The organism is Actinoplanes subglobosus (genome assembly GCF_042650585.1).
Lineage (GTDB): Bacteria > Actinomycetota > Actinomycetes > Mycobacteriales > Micromonosporaceae > Actinoplanes > Actinoplanes subglobosus.
In genome coordinates, this window is record NZ_JBHSBL010000037.1 from 33198 (window position 1) to 51407 (window position 18210).

12 protein-coding genes are annotated in these 18210 nt (G+C 72.0%); 3 read left to right on the forward strand and 9 right to left on the reverse strand.

Annotation, left to right across the window (positions count from 1 at the left end):
• Genes ACFO0C_RS46695 through ACFO0C_RS46720 form a run of 6 tightly spaced genes read right to left on the reverse strand, consistent with a single transcriptional unit; the run spans window position 1 to window position 9924 of the window.
• Window positions 1-1644 (reverse strand): acyl-CoA dehydrogenase family protein, encoded by a 1644-nt coding sequence (locus ACFO0C_RS46695; RefSeq protein ID WP_378073340.1) that lies wholly within the window; start codon window positions 1642-1644, stop codon window positions 1-3.
• A complete protein-coding gene (locus tag ACFO0C_RS46700; protein ID WP_378073341.1) occupies window positions 1532-2341 on the reverse strand; it encodes a thioesterase II family protein in 810 nt (269 codons plus the stop codon). Before ACFO0C_RS46700 ends, ACFO0C_RS46695 begins: the two co-directional genes overlap by 113 nt.
• Window positions 2338-5226, reverse strand: a complete 2889-nt coding sequence (locus ACFO0C_RS46705) for a type I polyketide synthase (protein WP_378073342.1) — start codon at window positions 5224-5226, stop codon at window positions 2338-2340. The genes ACFO0C_RS46700 and ACFO0C_RS46705 overlap by 4 nt, the downstream gene beginning before the upstream one ends.
• Entirely contained in the window at window positions 5223-6548 is a 1326-nt protein-coding gene (locus ACFO0C_RS46710; RefSeq protein WP_378073343.1) for an MFS transporter, read from the reverse strand. The genes ACFO0C_RS46705 and ACFO0C_RS46710 overlap by 4 nt, the downstream gene beginning before the upstream one ends.
• Window positions 6549-6550: 2 nt before the next feature.
• The gene (locus ACFO0C_RS46715; RefSeq protein ID WP_378073344.1) at window positions 6551-6754 is read right to left on the reverse strand and encodes an MbtH family protein; all 204 of its coding nucleotides are present in this window, start codon (window positions 6752-6754) and stop codon (window positions 6551-6553) included.
• Between the two features lie 23 nt (window positions 6755-6777).
• A complete protein-coding gene (locus tag ACFO0C_RS46720) occupies window positions 6778-9924 on the reverse strand; it encodes a non-ribosomal peptide synthetase (protein ID WP_378073345.1) in 3147 nt (1048 codons plus the stop codon).
• A 129-nt stretch (window positions 9925-10053) separates the two neighbouring features.
• On the opposite strand from ACFO0C_RS46720, the gene ACFO0C_RS46725 reads away from it, so the two are divergent.
• Window positions 10054-10941 carry an ArsR/SmtB family transcription factor gene (locus ACFO0C_RS46725; protein WP_378073346.1) on the forward strand — a complete coding sequence of 296 codons (888 nt, stop codon included), beginning with the start codon at window positions 10054-10056 and terminating at the stop codon, window positions 10939-10941.
• Between the two features lie 41 nt (window positions 10942-10982).
• The gene (locus ACFO0C_RS46730; RefSeq protein WP_378073347.1) at window positions 10983-11516 is read left to right on the forward strand and encodes a GNAT family N-acetyltransferase; all 534 of its coding nucleotides are present in this window, start codon (window positions 10983-10985) and stop codon (window positions 11514-11516) included.
• A 46-nt stretch (window positions 11517-11562) separates the two neighbouring features.
• Here ACFO0C_RS46730 and ACFO0C_RS46735 read toward each other — a convergent pair whose 3' ends face one another.
• Window positions 11563-14334, reverse strand: a complete 2772-nt coding sequence (locus ACFO0C_RS46735) for a glycosyl hydrolase (protein WP_378073348.1) — start codon at window positions 14332-14334, stop codon at window positions 11563-11565.
• 164 nt (window positions 14335-14498) lie between these two features.
• Between ACFO0C_RS46735 and ACFO0C_RS46740 the strand changes: the two genes are divergently transcribed.
• Window positions 14499-16094 carry a tetratricopeptide repeat-containing diguanylate cyclase gene (locus ACFO0C_RS46740; RefSeq protein ID WP_378073349.1) on the forward strand — a complete coding sequence of 532 codons (1596 nt, stop codon included), beginning with the start codon at window positions 14499-14501 and terminating at the stop codon, window positions 16092-16094.
• Between the two features lie 13 nt (window positions 16095-16107).
• On the opposite strand, the gene ACFO0C_RS46745 is transcribed toward ACFO0C_RS46740, so the two are convergent.
• Together ACFO0C_RS46745 and ACFO0C_RS46750 are read right to left on the reverse strand one after the other, a co-directional pair.
• Entirely contained in the window at window positions 16108-16779 is a 672-nt protein-coding gene (locus ACFO0C_RS46745) for a response regulator (protein WP_378073350.1), read from the reverse strand.
• Window positions 16779-18191, reverse strand: coding sequence for a sensor histidine kinase (locus tag ACFO0C_RS46750; protein WP_378073351.1), 1413 nt, complete (start codon window positions 18189-18191; stop codon window positions 16779-16781). The genes ACFO0C_RS46745 and ACFO0C_RS46750 overlap by 1 nt, the downstream gene beginning before the upstream one ends.
• Window positions 18192-18210 lie beyond the last annotated feature (19 nt).

Consider the following 18210-nt stretch of genomic DNA (forward strand, 5'->3'; position numbering starts at 1 on the left):
TCAGGAGGCGTCCTCTCGTGCGGGGGTCATGTCGCGGAGCAGGAAGTCCCAGTCCGCCGTGCCGGCCGGTTCCTCGTCGAGTTGCGGCCACAGGGCGGCCAGCCGGTGGCGCGACGAACGGCAGGACAGGTCGGCGAGGGACAGCTGCGCCGGGTCGCCGCCGCACTGGTCGGCCCGGGCCAGGACGATCGACATGCTCAGCAGTTCACCGGCGATGGCGCCGAGGACCGTGCTGCGGCGCTGGGACGTGGTCGGTGGTGTGCAGGCGGTGGCGAGGTCGCCGGCCTGCTGGTGGAGGAACGCGAGGTGCGTACCGCAGGAGGGGTCGAGGCCCGCGCCGACCGGCGCCGGAGGCCGATCGGGGGTGAACCGGCAGCTGCTCAGGGCCGTCTCGGCGGTCCAGCGGTCGAGCATGAAGTCGACGCCGCCGGCGACCCGCAGCGCGCGGGCGTCGCGGAAGAACCGTTCGACGGGCAGTGGTGCGGCCCCGCGGCGTGCCTTGCTGGCCGCCGTCTCGTAGCCTTCACCGCCGAGCAGCGACATCGTCCGGTCGATCGCCCGCCAGCAGGCCAGCGAGGTGATGTTCTTGGCGGCGGTGAGTTCCGGCTGGTCCGGGTGGTGCAGCACCCAGCTGGTGACGCTGTCGATGGTGTAGACGTCGGCGGCGGTCAGCGCGATGCGGTGCCGGATCTCCTGGTAACCGTCCAGGGGCCGGCCGTCGATCACCCGGTGTGCGGTGAACTCGCGTGACCATTGCAGACAGAGCCGGGCGGTGGCCAGTGCGGGCGGACCGATGACCAGCATCCGGCCCAGTGACGCCAGCTGACCGAGACCGGCCGCCACCGACGGCTCGCCGGGGCGCATCCGCCAGCCCTCCTCGGACTCGTCCATCAGGGCGTACGCCGGCACCCGGACCCGGTCGAGACCGATGCGCCCGATCTCGGCGCCGCGCAGCCCCATGAACTCGTGCCGCCCGAGGACCTCGAAGCCGGGCGTGCCGGTCTCCACGAACAGCAGCCGCACCTCGTCACCGACGGTCGCGGAGACGTCCATCAGCCCGGCGATCGCCGCGTTGCCGATGAACACCTTCTCGCCGGTGATCTCGTAGAACTTGCCGTCGTCGACGGGGGCGGCGGTGGTCGCGCGGCTCTCGTTGGCGGTGCCGGTGGGCTCGGCGTCGGCGCCGCCGGACACCACACCCTCAACGACCCGCGCGCTGATCAGGTCCTTGAGCGGCCCGTCCGGCATCAGCGGCAGGTAGGAGCCGGACCCGAAGCCGTTGGTGATGGCCAGGCTGTAGGCGACCGGCGACGACCAGGTGGCGCCGGTCTGCAGGACCCGGAAGGCGTTGTACGGCGACAGCCCGAGCCCGCCCAGCTCCTCGTCGATCATGAGCTGGAGGAACCCGCCGGCCCGCAGCGCCCCGGTCAGCCCGTCCGGCAGCCGCCCGGTGGTGTCGACGAGTTCCGGGTCGACGTGTTCGCGCAGCAGCCGGGCCAGGGCGGCCGCGACGGTGTCGCCGCGCTCGCGGTCAGCCGGCGACTGCGCGGGAAACGGATGCAACAGGTCCCACGGGACCGTGCCGGTGAAGATCCGGTGCAGCGGTCCGGGTGAGGACGGCGTCGAGGTGGTCGAAGAACTCATCGGGAGACTCCCGGAAGTAGAAGTGGTCACCGGGGAAGAGACGCAGATCAAAGGCGCCGGAGGTGTACGCCCGCCAAGCGCCCAGACCGTCGAGCGGTTCGTCGTCGTCCCGCCCGCCGAGCACGGTGATCGGGCAGGACAGCGGCTCCGACATCACCGGCCGGTAGCCGCTGACGATCTCCAGGTCGGCCCGCAGCCCGCCGAGCAGCAGTGTGCTGAGCTCCGGATCCTCGTGCAGTGTCGCCGGCACCGGCCCGTAGAGGCGCTCGATCTCGGCCAGCAGTTCCGGACCGTCCAGTCCGTTCAGCGACGGCCGCGGCGGCAGCGCGTGCGGGGCGGCCGTGCCGGACAGGACCAGGGCGTCCGGTCCCGGCAGTCCCCACGCACGCAGGGACCGGGCGGTCTCGTAGGCAACGAGCGCCCCGAGACTGTGCCCGAACAGCACGTACGGCGTGTCCAGGGCGAGGTGCCCGATCACCGCCTCGACCAGCGCCCCCATCCGGGTGAACGGCTCCTCGCCGAGGCGGCTGCCCCGTCCCGGCAGCTGCACGGCCCGGATGTCGTGGTCGCGCAGCCGGGCACCCCAGCGCAGGTATTCGCCGGGGGAGCCGCCGCTGTGCGGGAAACAGTACGTCCGGGTGACGGCCGGGGTACGCCGTGGCCGGGACAGCACCCACCGTGGTTCGGCCCGGGTCACGACGCCACCGCCGACATCCGGGTCAGTTCCTCGGCGAGCCGGGCCACCGTGGGCGCCTCGAAGACGGCCCGCACGGTCAGCCGGGCCCCGGTCGAGTCCCGCACGAGCCGGCAGTACTGGGCGGCGACGAGCGAGTCCCCGCCCAGGTCGAAGAAGTTGTCGTGCCGGCCCACGTCGTCGAGTCCGAGCACCTCACCGAACGCGGCCGCCACCGTCTCCTCCAGATCACCGACCGGAGCCTCGAAGTCGTCGCCGTCCTCCGCCACGGCGACGGTCGCCGGGGAGTCCCCGGCCGTCAGCCGGAACCGCTGCCGTTCGAACGGATACGTCGGCAGCGGGGTCCGGCGGGGTTCGTCCCCGGCGTGCACGGCGGCCCAGTCGACCGGAACGGCGTGCTGCCACAGCCGGCCGAGTGCCGCCATCATGGTCGGACCGCCCCCACCGGCGTCGTCGGCGGCGTGCGGCAGGCTCGCCACCACCGGACGATCCGTCCCGCATTCCGGGTGGCGGCGGGCCAGGGTGGCCAGGGTCCGGCCCGGGCCGATCTCCAGCAGGGCGTGCTCACCGGAGGCGAACAGCGTCCGCAGCGCCGCGTCGAAGTGGACGGTGTGCCGCAGGTGCTCGCTCCAGTAGGACGGCGAGCACGCCTGCCCGGCGGTGACCGGCTGCCCGGTACGGTCCGAGATCCACGGCAGGCCCGGTGGTCGCAGCGTGACTCCGGCGACGATCTTCTCGAAGGCGGGCAGTGCCGGATCGACCAGCGCCGAGTGGGCGGCCGCACTGATGTGCAGCAGCCGGGCCTCGACGTCGCGTGCGGTGAGCGCGTCCCGGACCGCCGCGACCCGGTCGGCCGGGCCGGTCACCACGCACTGCCGGGGGCCGTTGACCGCCGCGATCGACAGGTCATCGGAGAGCATCGGCGCCAGCTCGTCCTCGGGCAGCGACACCGCCAGCATCGCGCCGCTGGGCAGATCACCCAGGATCCGGCCGCGGTGCAGCACGAGAGCGAGCGCGTCGGCCACGTCGAGCGTCCCGGCGACGGTCGCCGCCGCGTAGGCGCCGAGACTGTGGCCGAGGACCAGATCGGGCTCGACACCCCAGGAACGCCAGAGGGCGGCGAGGGCGTACTGAACGGTGAAGACCGCGGCCTGCCCGCCCAGCATGCCGGTCATCCGGTCGGCGGCCGTCGCCCGCCCGGCGGCGTCCGGGTAGATCATGGTGCGCAGGTCGAAACCCAGGCGCGGCTCGGCCAGGTGGGCACAGCGATCGACCGCGGCGCGGAACACCGGCTCGTACGTGTACAGGTCGGCGGCCATACCGGGGTACTGCCCGCCCTGACCGGGGAAGAGGAACGCCACCGGCCGCGGCCGGTCCGGGCTGCGCACCGCCGACATGCTCTCGCCGGCCAGCAGCTCACGGGCCTGCCGCACGTCACCGGCCGCCACGAACCCGCGATGACCGAACACCGCACGCCCGGTCTGCAGCGTCCACGCCACGTCGCCGAGCGCGGCGCCGTCGTCCAGCGCCCCGGCCAGCCGCTGCGCCGACGCCCGCAAGGCCGTGCCGGTCCGCGCGGACAGCGGCAGCAGCTGGTAGGGACGTCCCGCCTCGCGGGGCGCCGGCACCGGCGCCTCCTCCAGCACCACGTGCGCGTTCGTGCCGCCGATGCCCAGCGAGTTGACCGCCGCCAGCCTCGGCCGTGACGAGCGCGGCCACGGCTGCGGGCGGGAACTCACCCGGAACGGCGTGCGCTCCAGGTCCAGTGCCGGGTTCGGCTCCCGGAAGTGCAGGGTGCCGGGGATGATCTCGTGACGCAGCGCCAGCACGGCCTTGATCAGGCCGATCACCCCCGAGGCGGCGTCGGTGTGCCCGAGGTTCGCCTTCACCGACCCCAGGACACAATCCCCCCGCGGTACGCCGTACGCCTTCGCCAGCGCCCGCACCTCGATCGGGTCGCCGACCGGCGTACCCGTGCCGTGCGCCTCGACATAGCCGACGTCGGCACCGTCCACACCGGCGATCGACAGCGCCAGCCGGGCCGCCCCGGCCTGACCGTCGACGCTCGGCGCGGTGAACCCGGCCTTGGCCGACCCGTCGTTGTTGACCGCCGACCCGCGGATCACGGCCCGGACGTCGTCGCCGTCGAGTACCGCCTCGTCGAACCGTTTGAGCACCACGACACCGGCGCCGTCACTGGCGACGGTGCCACCGGCGGCCGCATCGAAGGCCCGGCAGTGTCCGTCCCGCGACAACACCCCGTCGTCGGAGAACTCGTCGACCGGATGCGGCACCCGCAGCGTGACCCCGCCGGCCAGGGCGATGTCGCAGTCACCGGCCAGCAGCGCCTGCACCGCCGTGTGCACCGCGACCAGCGACGTCGAGCAGGCGGTCTGCACGGTCACGGCCGGACCGGTCAGTCCCAGCTTGTACGACACCCGGCTGGTCAGGAAGTCGGCGCCGCTGGCCAGCCGCAGCTGCCATTCGCTGGTGCCGGGCAGCATCGCCCGGTGCGCCAGCAGCGCCGAGAAGTGGCCGGTGTCGCCGCTGCCGCCGAAGACACCGATCGTCCGGTCGCCGCGGGCCGGGTCGTATCCGGCGTCCTCCAGGGCCTCCCACGCGCATTCCAGGAACACCCGGTGCTGAGGGTCCAGCAGCAGGGCCTCGCGTGGTGCGTACCCGAAGAAGGCCGCGTCGAACTCGTCGGCGCCGGCCACCACGCCGTAGGCGGGGACGTGCCCGTCCGCTGCCGGGAACCGGGTGATCATGTCGTCGCCGCGGACCAGCGCGTCCCAGAGCCCGCCGGCCCCGTCGGCGGCCGGCACCCGCGCGGCCAGCCCGACGACCGCCACGTATCCGCTCGTGTCCTGCTCGTGCGGCCCGGTCATCGCGGGTCCCGCGCGTCGAGCAGGTCGGCCGGGCCGGTCGCCCCGGCGGAGGCCGTCTCCTCCTCGGCTGCCGGTTCCCCGGCTGCCGGCTCCTCGGCTGCCGGCTCCTCGGTGAGGGCCGGTGAACCGGTCCGGATCTGCGAGAACAGCGGCGGCAGCACGGCCAGGGCGCACACCCCGGCGGCGATCCACAGCACCGCCCGGATCCCGAGCGGCGCCACCAGCAGACCACCGACGGCCGCACCCACCGGCACCGCGCCCCAGGAGAGGAACCGCAGCGTGGCGTTCATCCGGCCGAGCAGCCGCTCCGGCGTGACGGTCTGGCAGATCGTCATCTGGAGCACGTTGAACACGACCACCCCCAGGTAGACCACGAACAGGCCGGCGGTGAACCCGGCGACACCGGTGGCCAGCGGCACCATCGCCGCGCCCACGCTGAACACCACGACACTCGCGGTCACCGCCCGGCCCGAGCCGATCCGGTCGGCGAGCGGGCTGCTCAGCACCGCGCCGAGCAGGCCACCGGCACTGCCGATGGCGAGCGCGACACCGATGGCGCCGGGCTGCAGGCCGAGGGTGTTCGCGGCGTACGGCACCTGGAGTGCCAGCACCGCCGCGAAGGCCAGGTCGGCGGCGAGCGCGCACAGGGCCAGCGGCCGGACCAGCGGGTGGCCGAACACGAACCGGACGCCCTCGGCGATCTCCCCGCGCAGCGTCATCTTCTCGATCGGCTCCGGCGGCGTCTCGCGCCCGCGGACCCGGAGCAGGAAGATCGCCGACGCGACGTACGTGAGAACGTCCAGCGCGATCGCCAGGGGCGCGGTGAACACCTGGACCAGGAAGCCACCGGCGCTCGGGCCGGCCAGCTGCGCGAACGACCGCGCGCCCTCCATCTTGCCGTTGCCGTCGGCCAGCTCCTCCTCGGCGATCAGTGCCGGCAGGTAGGACATCTGGGCCACGTCGAAGAACAGGGTGCCGAGGCCGATCACGAACGCGACGACGAACAGCAACGGCATGGTCAGGACGTCGAAGACGTAGGCGGCCGGGATCGCGGCCATCGCCACGGCCCGGGCGACATCGGAGACGATCAGCACGGTACGCCGTGGCAGGCGCTCCACCCACGCGCCGGCCGGGAGTCCCAGCAGCAGCGACGGCAGGAACTCCACGGCGGCCAGCAGGCTCACCTCGGTCGCCGAGGCGTCCAGCAGGAGCAGGGCGATCAACGGGAAGGCCAGGATGCTGATGTGCGTGCCGACCAGGCTCACCGAGTGCGACAGGAAAAGGTTGCGGTAGTCGGCGACGTGCCACAGATTGCGCTTCATCGTCACCGCCCGGCCAGGTCGCGCAGCGTCTTGGGCCGCAGGTCGGTCCACACCCGGCTCACGTGCTGCAGGCATTCCTCCTGCGAGCCGGTGAAACCGTCGGTGTGCCAGCCGTTCGGCACCGGAAGACCGGCCGGCCAGGTCGAGTACTGCTCCTCGTCGTTGTGCACGACGACGAACCGCTGGGGAGCGGGATCGGTGGACATCGGGAACCTTTCGTGATGATGGGTCATCGGCGTTGCAGGCGGCGCTGATGCAACCGGGACCGGCCGGCGTGCCGGCTCTCGGCGTCACCGCCGCCCACGGTGCGTTCGCCGTCGTCCGAGCAGGTCAGGTGCTCGGCCAGGGCGGCGATCGTGGGGTGCTCGTACAGGGCGATCAGCGGCAGCCCGTCGAAGTGCTCACCGAGCCGCGCATGCACGGTGGCGAGCGTGTACGACGTACCGCCGAGGTCGAAGAAGTTGTCGTCCGGACCGACTTCGCCGAGGTCCAGGACGTCACGCCAGACCGCCGCCAGCAGCCGTTCCGTCGCGGTGCCCGCCTCGGTTCGTCCGATGCGGCGCGTCACGGGTGGCTGCGGTTGCGGCAGGGCCGTGCGATCGACCTTGCCGCTGGGCAGCGCCGGAAGCAAGGGCAGACAGGTGAACGAGTCGGGTATCAGATAAGCCGGTATCAGGGCCGACAGGTGGCGTCGCAGGTCGTCCGGGACGGTGCCGCTGCGGGTGACCACGTACGCCGCGAGCCGGGCCGTCCCGTCCGGTCCCGGGCGCGCCGCCACGGCTGCCTGGATGACGTCAGCGTGGGTGCAGATACCGGACTCGACGTCACCGGGCTCGATGCGGTGGCCGCGGATCTTCAGCTGGGCGTCGGCCCGGCCGAGCAACTCCACCGTGCCGTCACCACGACGGCGGGCCAGGTCACCGGTGCGGTGCATCCGGCTGCCCGGGGTGGCGGCGAACGGGTCGGGCAGGAACCGGGCCGCCGTCAGGTCCGGGCGGCCCAGGTAGCCGCGCGCCAGACCCGCCCCGCCGATGTAGAGCTCGCCCGTGACTCCGGCCGGCACCCGGTTCAGGTGGTCGTCGAGCACGTATGCCCGTACCCCCGCGATGGGTGTGCCGACCGGGACGGTCCCGCCCGCCGGAACCGGCAGGGGATGGGTGAGGGAGGTGATCGTGGTCTCGGTCAGGCCGTAGGCGTTGATCACCGGCACGTCGCTGACCGTCTGCCAGGCCCGCAGCGCCGACGGGTCGACCGGCTCGCTGCCGATCACCAGCAGCCGCAGCGTGCCCGGCAGCGGGGCCTCACCCTGGGCGATCGCCGCGGTCCAGCGCTGCCAGTAACTCGACGGCAGGTTGGCGACGGTGATCCCGCGCTCGTCCAGCAGGCCGGTCAGCCGCTCCGGCGCCGGCGGGTGCTCGCACAGCACCACGCACGCACCGGCCGCCCAGGTCGGGAAGATCTCCTCGGCGGCGACGTCGAAGGCGGCGTTCGCCAGCTGCAATACCCGGTCGCCCGGCTGCAGGGCGAAGGCGTCCCGGATGGCGAGGGCGTGGTTGGCCAGCGCGCGGTGCGGGACGCCGACACCTTTGGGCTCACCGGTCGAACCGGAGGTGAAGATGACGTAGGCCAGGTCGTCCGGGTGCGGGTGGGCGTACCGTGCCGGGTGTCCGTCTTCCGACTCGGCCCGGACCGGCTCGACGCCGAGACCGTCGAGTCGTGCGGCGTTGCCGTCGTCGGTGATCACCCACCGGACACCGGCGGCGGTCAGGACGCGGCGCAGATGGTCACGCGGGTGCACGAGATCCAGCGGCAGATAGGCCGCCCCCGACCGCAGCACCCCCGCCATGGCTGTGACCAGGGACGGGCCGCGGGGGAGCAGGATGCCGATCACGTCGCCGGCCTCCGCTCCGGCCCCGATCAGACGGCCGGCGAGCGCGTCGGCCCGCTGATCGAGCTCGGCGTAGGACAGGGTTCCGGCCGGGGAGTCGACGGCCGGATCGGTGCGCCGGGTCACCGCGTGCCGGCGGATCCAGTCGGTGACCGGCGGCCGGTCACCCGGGGCGTCCGCGGGGACCGGGGCCGCCTCGGCCGCGGTGAGCACGGGCAGGCGGTGCAGTGGCACCGTCGGATCCGCGACGCCGGCGGCGACCACACCGAGCAGGCGCTCGGCGAACGCGGCGGCGGTGGCGGCCTCGAACAGGTCGGTGTTGTAGGTGACGGACAGGTCGAAGTCGCCGCCGCCACCGGGCGCGCGCACGATCATGACGTCCAGGTCGAACTTGGCGGTGCCGGTGAACATCGGCCGCACCTCGGCCTCCACACCCGGCAGCCGCAGCTCGGCGAAGGGCCGCGACTCGAAGGTGAGCAGAGCCTGCACCAGCGGTACGGACGCCGGGTCCCGCTCCAGCCGCAGCGCACGCACCAGCGCGTCGAACGGGACGGCGGCATGCTCGACGGCGTCCAGTGTCGACCATCGGACACGCCGGATCAGCTCGTCGAAACCGGGGTCGCCGGACAGGTCCACCCGCAGCGGCACGGTGTTGACGAAGAAGCCGATCAGCGGCTCGAACCGGGGGTCGTCGCGGCCCTCGACCGGGGTGCCGACCAGCACCTCACGGGTGCCGGTGAGCCGGCCGAGCAGAGCGGCGTACGCGGCCGTCAGCACCACGAACGGTGACGTCCGCAAGCGCCTGGCCAGCACCGACACCTCCGCCACCAGGTCCTTCGGCAGCCGGTCGGTGTGGGTGGCACCCCGCCCGGTGCGGACCGCGGGCCGCCGGTGGTCGGTGGGCAGGGCCAGGCTCGTCGGCGCACCGGCCAGGTGCTCACGCCACCAGCCGACCCCGTCCTCGGCGACACCGGCCGACCGCTGCTCGATCGCGTGGTCGGCGAACCGGGCGGTCAGCGGCTCGGGCTCGTCGTCGCCCGCGTAGAACCGGCCCAGCTCGTCGAAGAACAGGTGCATGGACTCGCCGTCACAGGCGATGTGGTGCAGGACGACGACCAGCAGATAATCGTCGTCGGAGGTCTGGACCAGGGCCGCGCGCAGCGGCCGGTCCCGGGCCAGGTCGAACGGCCGCGCGGCCCACTCGTCCACGCTCCCGGCCGCGTCCAGAACGGCCAGCGACACCTCCTCGGCGGGCAGAACCTGCTGGTAGGGCGTTCCATCGGCGGTCGGGTACACGGTTCGCAGCACCTCGTGCCGGTCCGCGACCCGGGTCAGGGCCCGGCGCAGCGCCTCGACGTCCAGCTCACCGCGCAGACGGACGGCGACCGGCACGTGGTACTCCGGTGACCCCGGATGCAGGCGGTCCAGCAGCCACAATGCCTGCTGGGCGAAAGAGAGCGGCAGGCGGCCCGCGTTCTCTGTAAACATGGCGTCATCAAATAGTCCGTCGTGGATTTGAGGCGAACATTTAGTCTCGGCGGAATGTTGGTGCTTCGATTCGACGCTGACGACCTGGCGTCGGTCCGTTTCGCGTGTTCACCGCTTCAGGAAGCGGTGATGAGCCTCTGGATCTGGCAGAACCCCGGCCGGTACGCGATCCACCTCCCACTGGTGCGGATGTCCGCCCCGCACCTGACCCGCATCGACTGGCCGCTGCTCCAGGCACTGATCGGTCCGGCCGGTTTCCTGCCCGACTTCCTCACCCCGCACCCCGCCGTCCCGCGCCCCGACATCGCCGACGAACTCGACACCGTCCGCGCCACCGCCCACGAGGTCGTCCGGCGGGACCTGCGCAACGCCGCCGGAGCCCGCGGCCTGCACCCCCGGCTGCGCGGCGACGTGCCCGCGCTGCTGGAGGAGATCACCGCGACGCTGCACGACTACTGGACCCTGATCCTCGAACCACATTGGCCGAAGCTGCGGGCAGCCCTCGATGCGGACATCCTCTACCGGGCCAAACGGCTCGCCGACAAGGGCGCGCAAGGCCTGTTCAACGACATCGACCGGATCATGAGCTGGGGCAACGGGATGCTCCGGGTCGACGAACCCGGGCTGCAGGCCGAGGTCGACGTCAGTGGACGCGGTCTCACGTTCACACCGTCGCTGTTCTGCAACCGGGCGGTCACCCTGATCGACACGTCGCAGCCGCCACGCCTCTGGTACCCGGCCCGCGGGCGCGGCACCGTCTGGGGCACCCGGACCGCACCGTCCGAACAGGCGCTCGCCGACCTGCTCGGCCGCTCCCGGTCGCAGATCCTGCAGATACTCAACCAGCCGCTCAACACCGCCGAACTCGCCCGCCGCCTCAGCCTCAGCCCCGGCGCGGTCAGCCAGCACCTCGGCGTCCTGAGCCGGGCCGGCCTGCTCGACCGCTCCCGGCACGGCCACGCCGTGCTCTACTCCCGGACCACCCTGGGCGAGCGCCTGATGACCCAGATGACCTGACCGGGTTGCCCGCTCCCGCGATCTTCGGCTACCAATAGGCGATGATCCGCGGCGAGAAGGTAGGGCTGAGAGCCCGACACGACGACGATGTGGCCGTTCTGCACGCCGAGCTCTATGACGACGTGCGCACCCAGGCGCTGGCCGACTCCGCCCCGTGGCGGCCGATCCGGGCCGACTCGGCCAAGTCGCCGTACGCGGTGGGCGAGCACGACGACGACATCGCCTACTTCTCGGTGGTCGAGCTCAGCACCGGCGACCTGGCCGGCGAGGCGCTGCTCTGGGGCATCGACACCTACAACCGGCGGGCCCACCTGGGGCTGTCGGTGCTGCCGGCCAAGCGTGGTCTCGGCCTGGGCACCGATATCGTCCGGGCACTGTGCGCCTACGGTTTCGCGGTCCGGGGCCTGCACCGCCTCCAGATCGAGACGGCCGCCTCGAACGTCTCGATGATCCACGCGGGCCAGCGGGCCGGTTTCACCGTCGAGGGCACGTTGCGCCGCTCGGCCTGGGGTTACGGCGAGTTCACCGACGAGGTGATCCTGGGCCTGCTCGACGACGAGTGGAAGACCCGCTGACTCCCACCGGCGTGATCGTGCTGGTCGGAACGCGTTCGGTTGCCGGTCAGCACGAGCCGTAGACCTTGAACTCGAACAGTGAGTAGCCGTACGGCGTACCGCGGGATGTGCCGTTGACCCTGATGTGACGCCCGCTCCCGGAAAGGGTGACCGCGTCGGTGCCGCCGTCACCACCGGTGACCGTCGCGGCCGTTGACCAGGAGCTGCCGTCGGTGGACGTCTGGATGGTGTAGGCGCTGCCGAAGGCCGCCTCCCAGACGAGTTCGGCCCGGCTCAGCGCCTGCACCGATCCGAGCTCCACCTGCAGCCACTGCGGGTCGGCGAAGGCGCTCGACCAGCGGGTGGCGGTGTTGCCGTCGACCGCGTTGGACGCCGGGAAGTCGGCGCTCTCGGTGGAGGACGCGCTGGCGGGCTTCCCCTGGGACAGCAGCGTCCCGGTGGTGCAGGACGGTGACGGTGACGGGCTCACGACCCCGCCACCACTGGCGTTGCCGCCGCTCCACGTCAGACCACCCACCGTAGCGGTCTTGCCGGCGGCGACACTCATCGTCCGCCCGTCGGAGAACGTCACGGTGAGGGCGCTGCCGGTGATGTTCGAGGCGACGTATGTCTTGACGCCGTTCCTGGTGAACACCTTGGCCAGCGGATGGTTCGCCGTGACGGTCCTGTCGATCGTGCCGAGCGCCGCGATGTTGCGGATCCAGTGGAAGGTGTGCGCTTTGCTCTCGCCCTCCTCGGACGTGTAGTCGCCACCGCTGGCCCGGAACTTCGACAATGCCGAGTCACCGTCGCCGAGGGCCAGGAACTGCCAGTGCATGTCGCGCCATTGCTGTGGTTCGCCGCCGTTGTTGCGGACGAGTTCGGCGTAGGTGTCGCGGACCGACTCGGGGTAGTCGCCGAGGTAGAGCTGCCCGCCGGTCATCGGGAGCATGTTGATGCCCACGACGAGGGCGTGCTCACCGCTGAACCAGGTGGCGTAGGCGCCGCCGGATCCCCACACGATGGCCGCGTAGTTGTGCCCCCACTGGGTAGGGAAGTTCTCGCCGGTGACGTCGAACCAGTACTCGTTGATCGCCGCGGCCTGGGTGGTGTGCAGCCAGATCCCGGCGTCCCGGACGGTACTGTTGCCGGTCGTCTGACCCCATTGGATGAGCGCGTTGGAGAAGTTCTGGCCCTCCGACGACGACTCCTGGTTGTTGCCCGCGCCGAAGGCGCCGTGCCCGGACGCCCAGTCATGACCGGCATAGATGTCAAAATCGCGGAGGTACGGGAACCGCGTGTCACCACGGTCGTAGTTGTTGGCGTCGCGGATCAGCAGGTCGACCATGCCACCGTACTGACCGGTGGTCGCCCAGTTCGGATCGAACTTGGCGAGTGTCGCCGCGGCCGCCACGAAGTATCCGTAGTGGAAGTGGTGGTCGTTGAGGTCCTCGTCGGAGGCGTAGGACGCCGGGTAGCCGATGAGCGTGCCCCAGTTGCGGTCGTAGTAGAAGACCCGCGCGGTCTTGCCGGCCGGCGCGGTGAACCAGTCGGTGATCCGGGACTTGATGATGCCCAGGGCCGCGTCCCGGACGCCGGTGAGGTTCAGCTGGTCGGCGATCTCCGCGATCCGGGCGGCCCGGCCGAGGCCCTTGCCGGTCCAGTAGGTGTCGTCGCCCCGGAAGTCGGCCGGGTTGGCGAGTTCGGCGTTGAGATAGCCGGTGATCGTGGTGAGGTCGGCGCCGCTGTTGTCGGCGACGGCCGGGATCTCCGGGAGCACGCCGGTGTACTTCATCGTGGTCCGGAACTGCGTGCCGGTCACGATCTTCATGCGGCCGCGCGGGGAGACGTACGTCTGCGTCAATGGTGTCGATCCGGTGAGGTGACGCCACTGGTGCGGGTAGAGCGCGATGACCGTGCCCGATCCGTTGCCCTCACGCGCGGTGGTGGTGAAACCGTAGGTGGTGTCGACCGTGCCGCTGGCCTGGTCGTAGCTGTAGGAGACGCGCGTCCCGGTCACGTGGTGGTGCGCGTAGGCGGTCCACGAGTCGGCGATCGCGATCTTCTCGGCCGTGGTGTCGGCCGTCGTGGTCGGCAGCACGCCGACGGTGAAGTAGCCCTTGCCGGCCAGCGTCGAACGGAACGTGTTGCCGCTGGCGGTCCAGGTCGAACCGGCCGGGCCCCAGGCCACGTAGTCCTGGCCGGCGATCGAGAAGCCGAGCCGGTTGCCGCTGTTGGACCAGGCGGTCGGCGGGCCGGTCACGCTGATCAGCGCGTCACCGCCGGTGGCCTGGAAGTAGGTGAGCGGCAGCCCGTGGCCGATCGTCGCCTTCAGGGTGCGGGTGCCGTCGCTCCACGAGGGCGTCACGGTCCAGTCGGTCCAGCCGTCGACCAGCGCCTTCGGCGCGTTCAGACCCGCGACCCCGACGATCAATTTCTGCGCGTACGGGAAATGGTACTCACCGAGGCCGGTGGCGCTGCCGCTGATCGCCGGCGTCTGTTCGTAGGAGAACCCGAGACCGCCGGCCACCGGCCGGTAGGCGAGCGGGTGCGCGTAGAGCGGCTGGGAGAACGCGCAGTCGTCGCCCTTCTTGAACAGCAGCGACGACCACCAGTCGTTGGTCGGCACGGCGCCCGCCGGTGCGTTCGCGGTGACGTTCTCCCGTGGATTCGTCGACACCGATCCGCAGCCGGTGGGCAGCTTCGCCCCCGCCGGCAGGGTCTCGGTGTAGCTGCCGGCGCCGACCGTCGCGGCGTCGGCGCTGCCGGACAGGGAGACGGCCAGGATGCCCGAACCGACCGCGACCACGAGCGCGGCCGCCGAACGTGCCAATCGCATGGGGGAACCCTCCGACGGGGGATTGCTGAGAGCGCTCTCTCGGCGGTGACGGTAACTGTGTCCAACTAGTTCGGTCAATGTTTCCAAGCAGTTACCCAGGTACGGGATGCGGATGGTGCGAACAGAACCCTTGGTTTCCTGATCGCGCCGCCGATAATGGGCAGGTGAGCGGATCTTTGAGCACCGGCTCGATCCCGCCGGCCACACAGCCGGCTCTCCCCGCACACCTTCCGCCACGCTCGGCGACCGAGATCACCGCCGAGATCCAGTCCCTGGAGTTCCGGTTCGGCATCGACGGCGCCTATGTGCTGGGCCGCGCCGCCGAGATCGCCGCCGAGGCCCGCGCCGCCGGTGAGCAGGCCCTGCACCTGTGGGCCCGCCTGCTCGAAGCCAACATGCTGCGCCGCACCGGCGAGCTCGCGACCGCGGCGGCGATCTGCTCCGAGGTCAACGCGTGGGCGCAGCACCACCAGCACCGGCCACTCCTGGCCCGCAGCCACCAGCAGCTGTCCATAGTCCACGACAATCTCGGTGACATCGCCGCCGGTCTCGAACACGCCGTGCGGGCCGTCGAGGCCCTCGACGACGACGCCACACCCCGGGCCCGGGGCACGATCCTGCTGCGGCTCGCCGACGTGCTCGCCTCCGGCGGTTCGATCGAGGCCGCCCGCACCCGGTACGGCCACGCCGAACAGGTCTCGATCACCGGCCACGACGACGAGATGCGCCTGGTCGTGCTGAACAACCTGGCGTACGCCGAGCACCTGTCCGGCAACAACGAGCAGGCCTGGACGGCGATCCAGCGCCTGCGCGCGGTGACCGAGGCCGACGGCGGAGAGCTGTCACCGGACGCGCTCGACACCATGGCGATGATCCAGATCGGTCTGGGTCGGTATGCCGAGGCCGCCCGGATCGCCCTCGGCAACGTCGAGGCCTACGAGAGCAGCGGCCTGGACGACGCCGACGGTCTCGCCGAGTTCCTGCTCACCCTCGCGATCGCCCAGCGGCATCTCGGCGACACCACCGCGGCCCAGGACAGCCTGGACCGGTGCGCGGCACTGTGCGACGTGCGCGAACTCGCCGGCGTCGGCGTCCGGGTCCTCCAGGAACAGGCCGAGCTGCACGCCGCCACCGGTGACACCGGCCGTGCGTTCACCGTCTACAAGCGGTTCCACGAGGCCGAACGCGAGCTCCATTCCCAGCAGCGCGACGCGCAGGCGCGGGCCCGGCACGCCGTGTTCGAGACCGCCGAGGCCCGCCGCGAGGCCGAGCGTTTCCGGGAACAGGCCCGTCGCGACCCGCTGACCGGCCTGCCCAACCGGCGTCACGTCGACGAGAACCTGCCGGCCCTGCTCGCCGACGGTGGCCCGGTGGTCGTCGCGCTCGTCGACCTCGACCACTTCAAACGGGTCAACGACCTCTGTTCGCACGAGATCGGCGACCGGGTCCTCGTCGTCGTCGCCGAGTTGCTCGCCCGCGACTGCGGCGCCGGGTTCGCGGCCCGGCTCGGCGGCGAGGAGTTCCTGCTCGTGCTGGCCGGGTGCGGCGCGTCCGAGGCGTTGCCGATCCTGGAGCGTTTCCGCAGGTCGGTCCAGGAGTATCGGTGGCAGCCGCTCACCGGGAACCTGCCGGTAACGGTCAGTGTGGGCGCCACGGTCGCGGGCCCCGGCGACACCCAGGCGGTCGTGCTCGCCGCCGCCGACAAGCTGCTCTACGACGCCAAACACGGCGGCCGCAACCGCTGCGTGATGTCCGCCTGACAGCCGATCGCCGTCAGTTGGGGCGCGGCTGGGCCAGGCCGGTGTCGTAGGCGAAGATCACCGCCTGGACCCGGTCGCGGGCGTCGATCTTCGCGAGCATCCGGCCGACGTGCTTCTTCACCGTCGACTCGGTGAGCGTCAGATGGTCGGCGATCTCGGTGTTCGACCAGCCCTGGGCGATGGCGATCAGCACTTCACGTTCCCGTTCGCTGAGTGCCGCCAGCCGCGGGTCCTCGTGCGGTGCCGCGGCCTGATCGGCGGGCGCCCGGTCGGTGTAGGCGTCCATCAACTGCCGGGTCAGGCTCGGGGCGACGACCGCGTCCCCGGTGGCGACCGCCCGGATCCCGGCGATCAACTCCTCCGGCCGGGTGTCCTTGAGCAGGAAACCCGACGCACCGGCCCGCAACCCCGCATAGACGTATTCGTCCAGCCCGAACGTCGTCAGGATCAGCACACGGGTGCGTTCCCCGGCCGCGGTGATCCGCCGGGTGGCCTCGATACCGTCCATGCCCGGCATCCGGATGTCCATCAGGACCACGTCGGGCCGCAACTGCGCGACCAGGCGTACGGCGTCGGCGCCGTTGTCGGCCTCACCGAGCACCTCGGTCTCCGGCGTCCCGTCCAGCAGCATCCGGAAGCCGAGCCGCTGCAACGGCTGGTCGTCGGCGATCAGCACGGTGATCATCACGGGTTCCTCGTGGTCGTAGCGGTCATGACGACGTCGACGGTCCAGCCGTCGCCGTCGGGTCCGGCGGTCACCACACCTCCGTAGAGACCGGCCCGCTCACGGATCCCGACGACCCCGTGCCCACCAGCCGGTCCGGTGCTGGTTCCCCGGTGTGTACCGGCCGGCCCGGTGCCGGTTTCCCCGGGACGGGCGGCCGGTCCGGTGCCTGTCTCCCCGGGACCGGCGGCCGGCCCGGAGTCGGTGATCCGGACTCGGACCCCGTCACCCTCGACGGTGACGGCGACCTTCGCGACCGCCGCCGCGCCCGCGTGTTTGAGCGTGTTGGTCAGGGCCTCCTGCACGATCCGGTAGATCGCCAGTTGCAGCCCGGGCCCGAGCCGTTGCAGGTCACCGCTGGTCCGGTAGGAGACGGTCAGCCCGGCGGCCCGCACACCGGCGAGCATCCGCTCCACCTCGGCGAGTCCGGGCTGTGGGCTCAGCGGCGCCTGGACGCCGTCCTCCCGGAGCACGTCCTCCCGGAGCACGTCCTCCCGGAGCACGTCCTCCCGGAGCACGTCCTCCCGCAGGACCCCGAGGACCCGCCGCAATTCGTCGAGCGCCTGCCGCCCGGTCTCGCCGATCAGCCGCAACGGTTCGGCCGCGGTCTCCTGGCGGCTGGCCGCCATCGTCGCACCGCCGTCGGCGAGGCCGATCATGATCGACACATGGTGGCCGACGATGTCGTGCATCTCCCGCGCGACGCGGGCCCGTTCGGCGGCGACGGCCAGCCGCGCCTGCCGGTCGCGGTCGATCTCCAGCCAGGCGGCCCGGTCGCCGAGGGCGGCGAGATAGGCGCGAGAGGTGCGGGCGGCGAGCCCGGCCGCGATTCCGGCCGAGCAGGTCCCCAACAGCAGCAGGAGTACGGCCAACCGGTTCTCACCCACCGGGAGCAGCAGATACAGCCCCGCGGTGAACTCGGCCGCGGTGATCGCCGCCGCCCACAGCAGCATCCGCATCGTGGAGTGGGCGGCGACCCCGTAGAGCATCACCAGCATCACCACGCCGGTGCTGATCCAGATCCCGGCCGTCCACTGGGCCAGCAACGTCACCGCGACGGCCGCGAACGCCGCGAACGGGGCCCGCCGCCGCCACCACAGCGGCAAGAGCAGCAGCACCGCCCCGGCGAGCCGGACACCGAGCGGCTGGGTCGCCTCGATGCCGCCGTCCCGCCCGCCGGTCACCACCTGGGGCAGGCTGAACAGCAGAACCGCCAGAGCGACCAGCGAGTCCAGCACCCAGGGCCGCCGCCGGTCGGCCCGCCGGATGTGGTCGCGCCGGCCCAGGAGCCAGCGGCCCACCGGATGCCGCAGGAACGGGTCCGGCTCGGGCGGCAGGGTCGCCGTCCGAGCCGGAACACTCACGCCGTCCATCCCGTCATTGTCGGTCGTC

Excerpts from the sequence above, each read along its gene's own strand:
- ACFO0C_RS46720 (WP_378073345.1), bottom strand. The coding sequence starts at position 9,924 with ATGTTTACAGAGAACGCGGGCCGCCTGCCGCTCTCTTTCGCCCAGCAG.
- ACFO0C_RS46710 (WP_378073343.1), bottom strand. The coding sequence starts at position 6,548 with ATGAAGCGCAATCTGTGGCACGTCGCCGACTACCGCAACCTTTTCCTG.
- ACFO0C_RS46715 (WP_378073344.1), bottom strand. The coding sequence starts at position 6,754 with ATGTCCACCGATCCCGCTCCCCAGCGGTTCGTCGTCGTGCACAACGAC.
- ACFO0C_RS46695 (WP_378073340.1), bottom strand. The coding sequence starts at position 1,644 with ATGAGTTCTTCGACCACCTCGACGCCGTCCTCACCCGGACCGCTGCAC.
- ACFO0C_RS46725 (WP_378073346.1), top strand. The coding sequence starts at position 10,054 with ATGAGCCTCTGGATCTGGCAGAACCCCGGCCGGTACGCGATCCACCTC.
- ACFO0C_RS46745 (WP_378073350.1), bottom strand. The coding sequence starts at position 16,779 with ATGATCACCGTGCTGATCGCCGACGACCAGCCGTTGCAGCGGCTCGGC.
- ACFO0C_RS46705 (WP_378073342.1), bottom strand. The coding sequence starts at position 5,226 with ATGACCGGGCCGCACGAGCAGGACACGAGCGGATACGTGGCGGTCGTC.
- ACFO0C_RS46735 (WP_378073348.1), bottom strand. The coding sequence starts at position 14,334 with ATGCGATTGGCACGTTCGGCGGCCGCGCTCGTGGTCGCGGTCGGTTCG.
- ACFO0C_RS46730 (WP_378073347.1), top strand. The coding sequence starts at position 10,983 with ATGATCCGCGGCGAGAAGGTAGGGCTGAGAGCCCGACACGACGACGAT.
- ACFO0C_RS46750 (WP_378073351.1), bottom strand. The coding sequence starts at position 18,191 with ATGGACGGCGTGAGTGTTCCGGCTCGGACGGCGACCCTGCCGCCCGAG.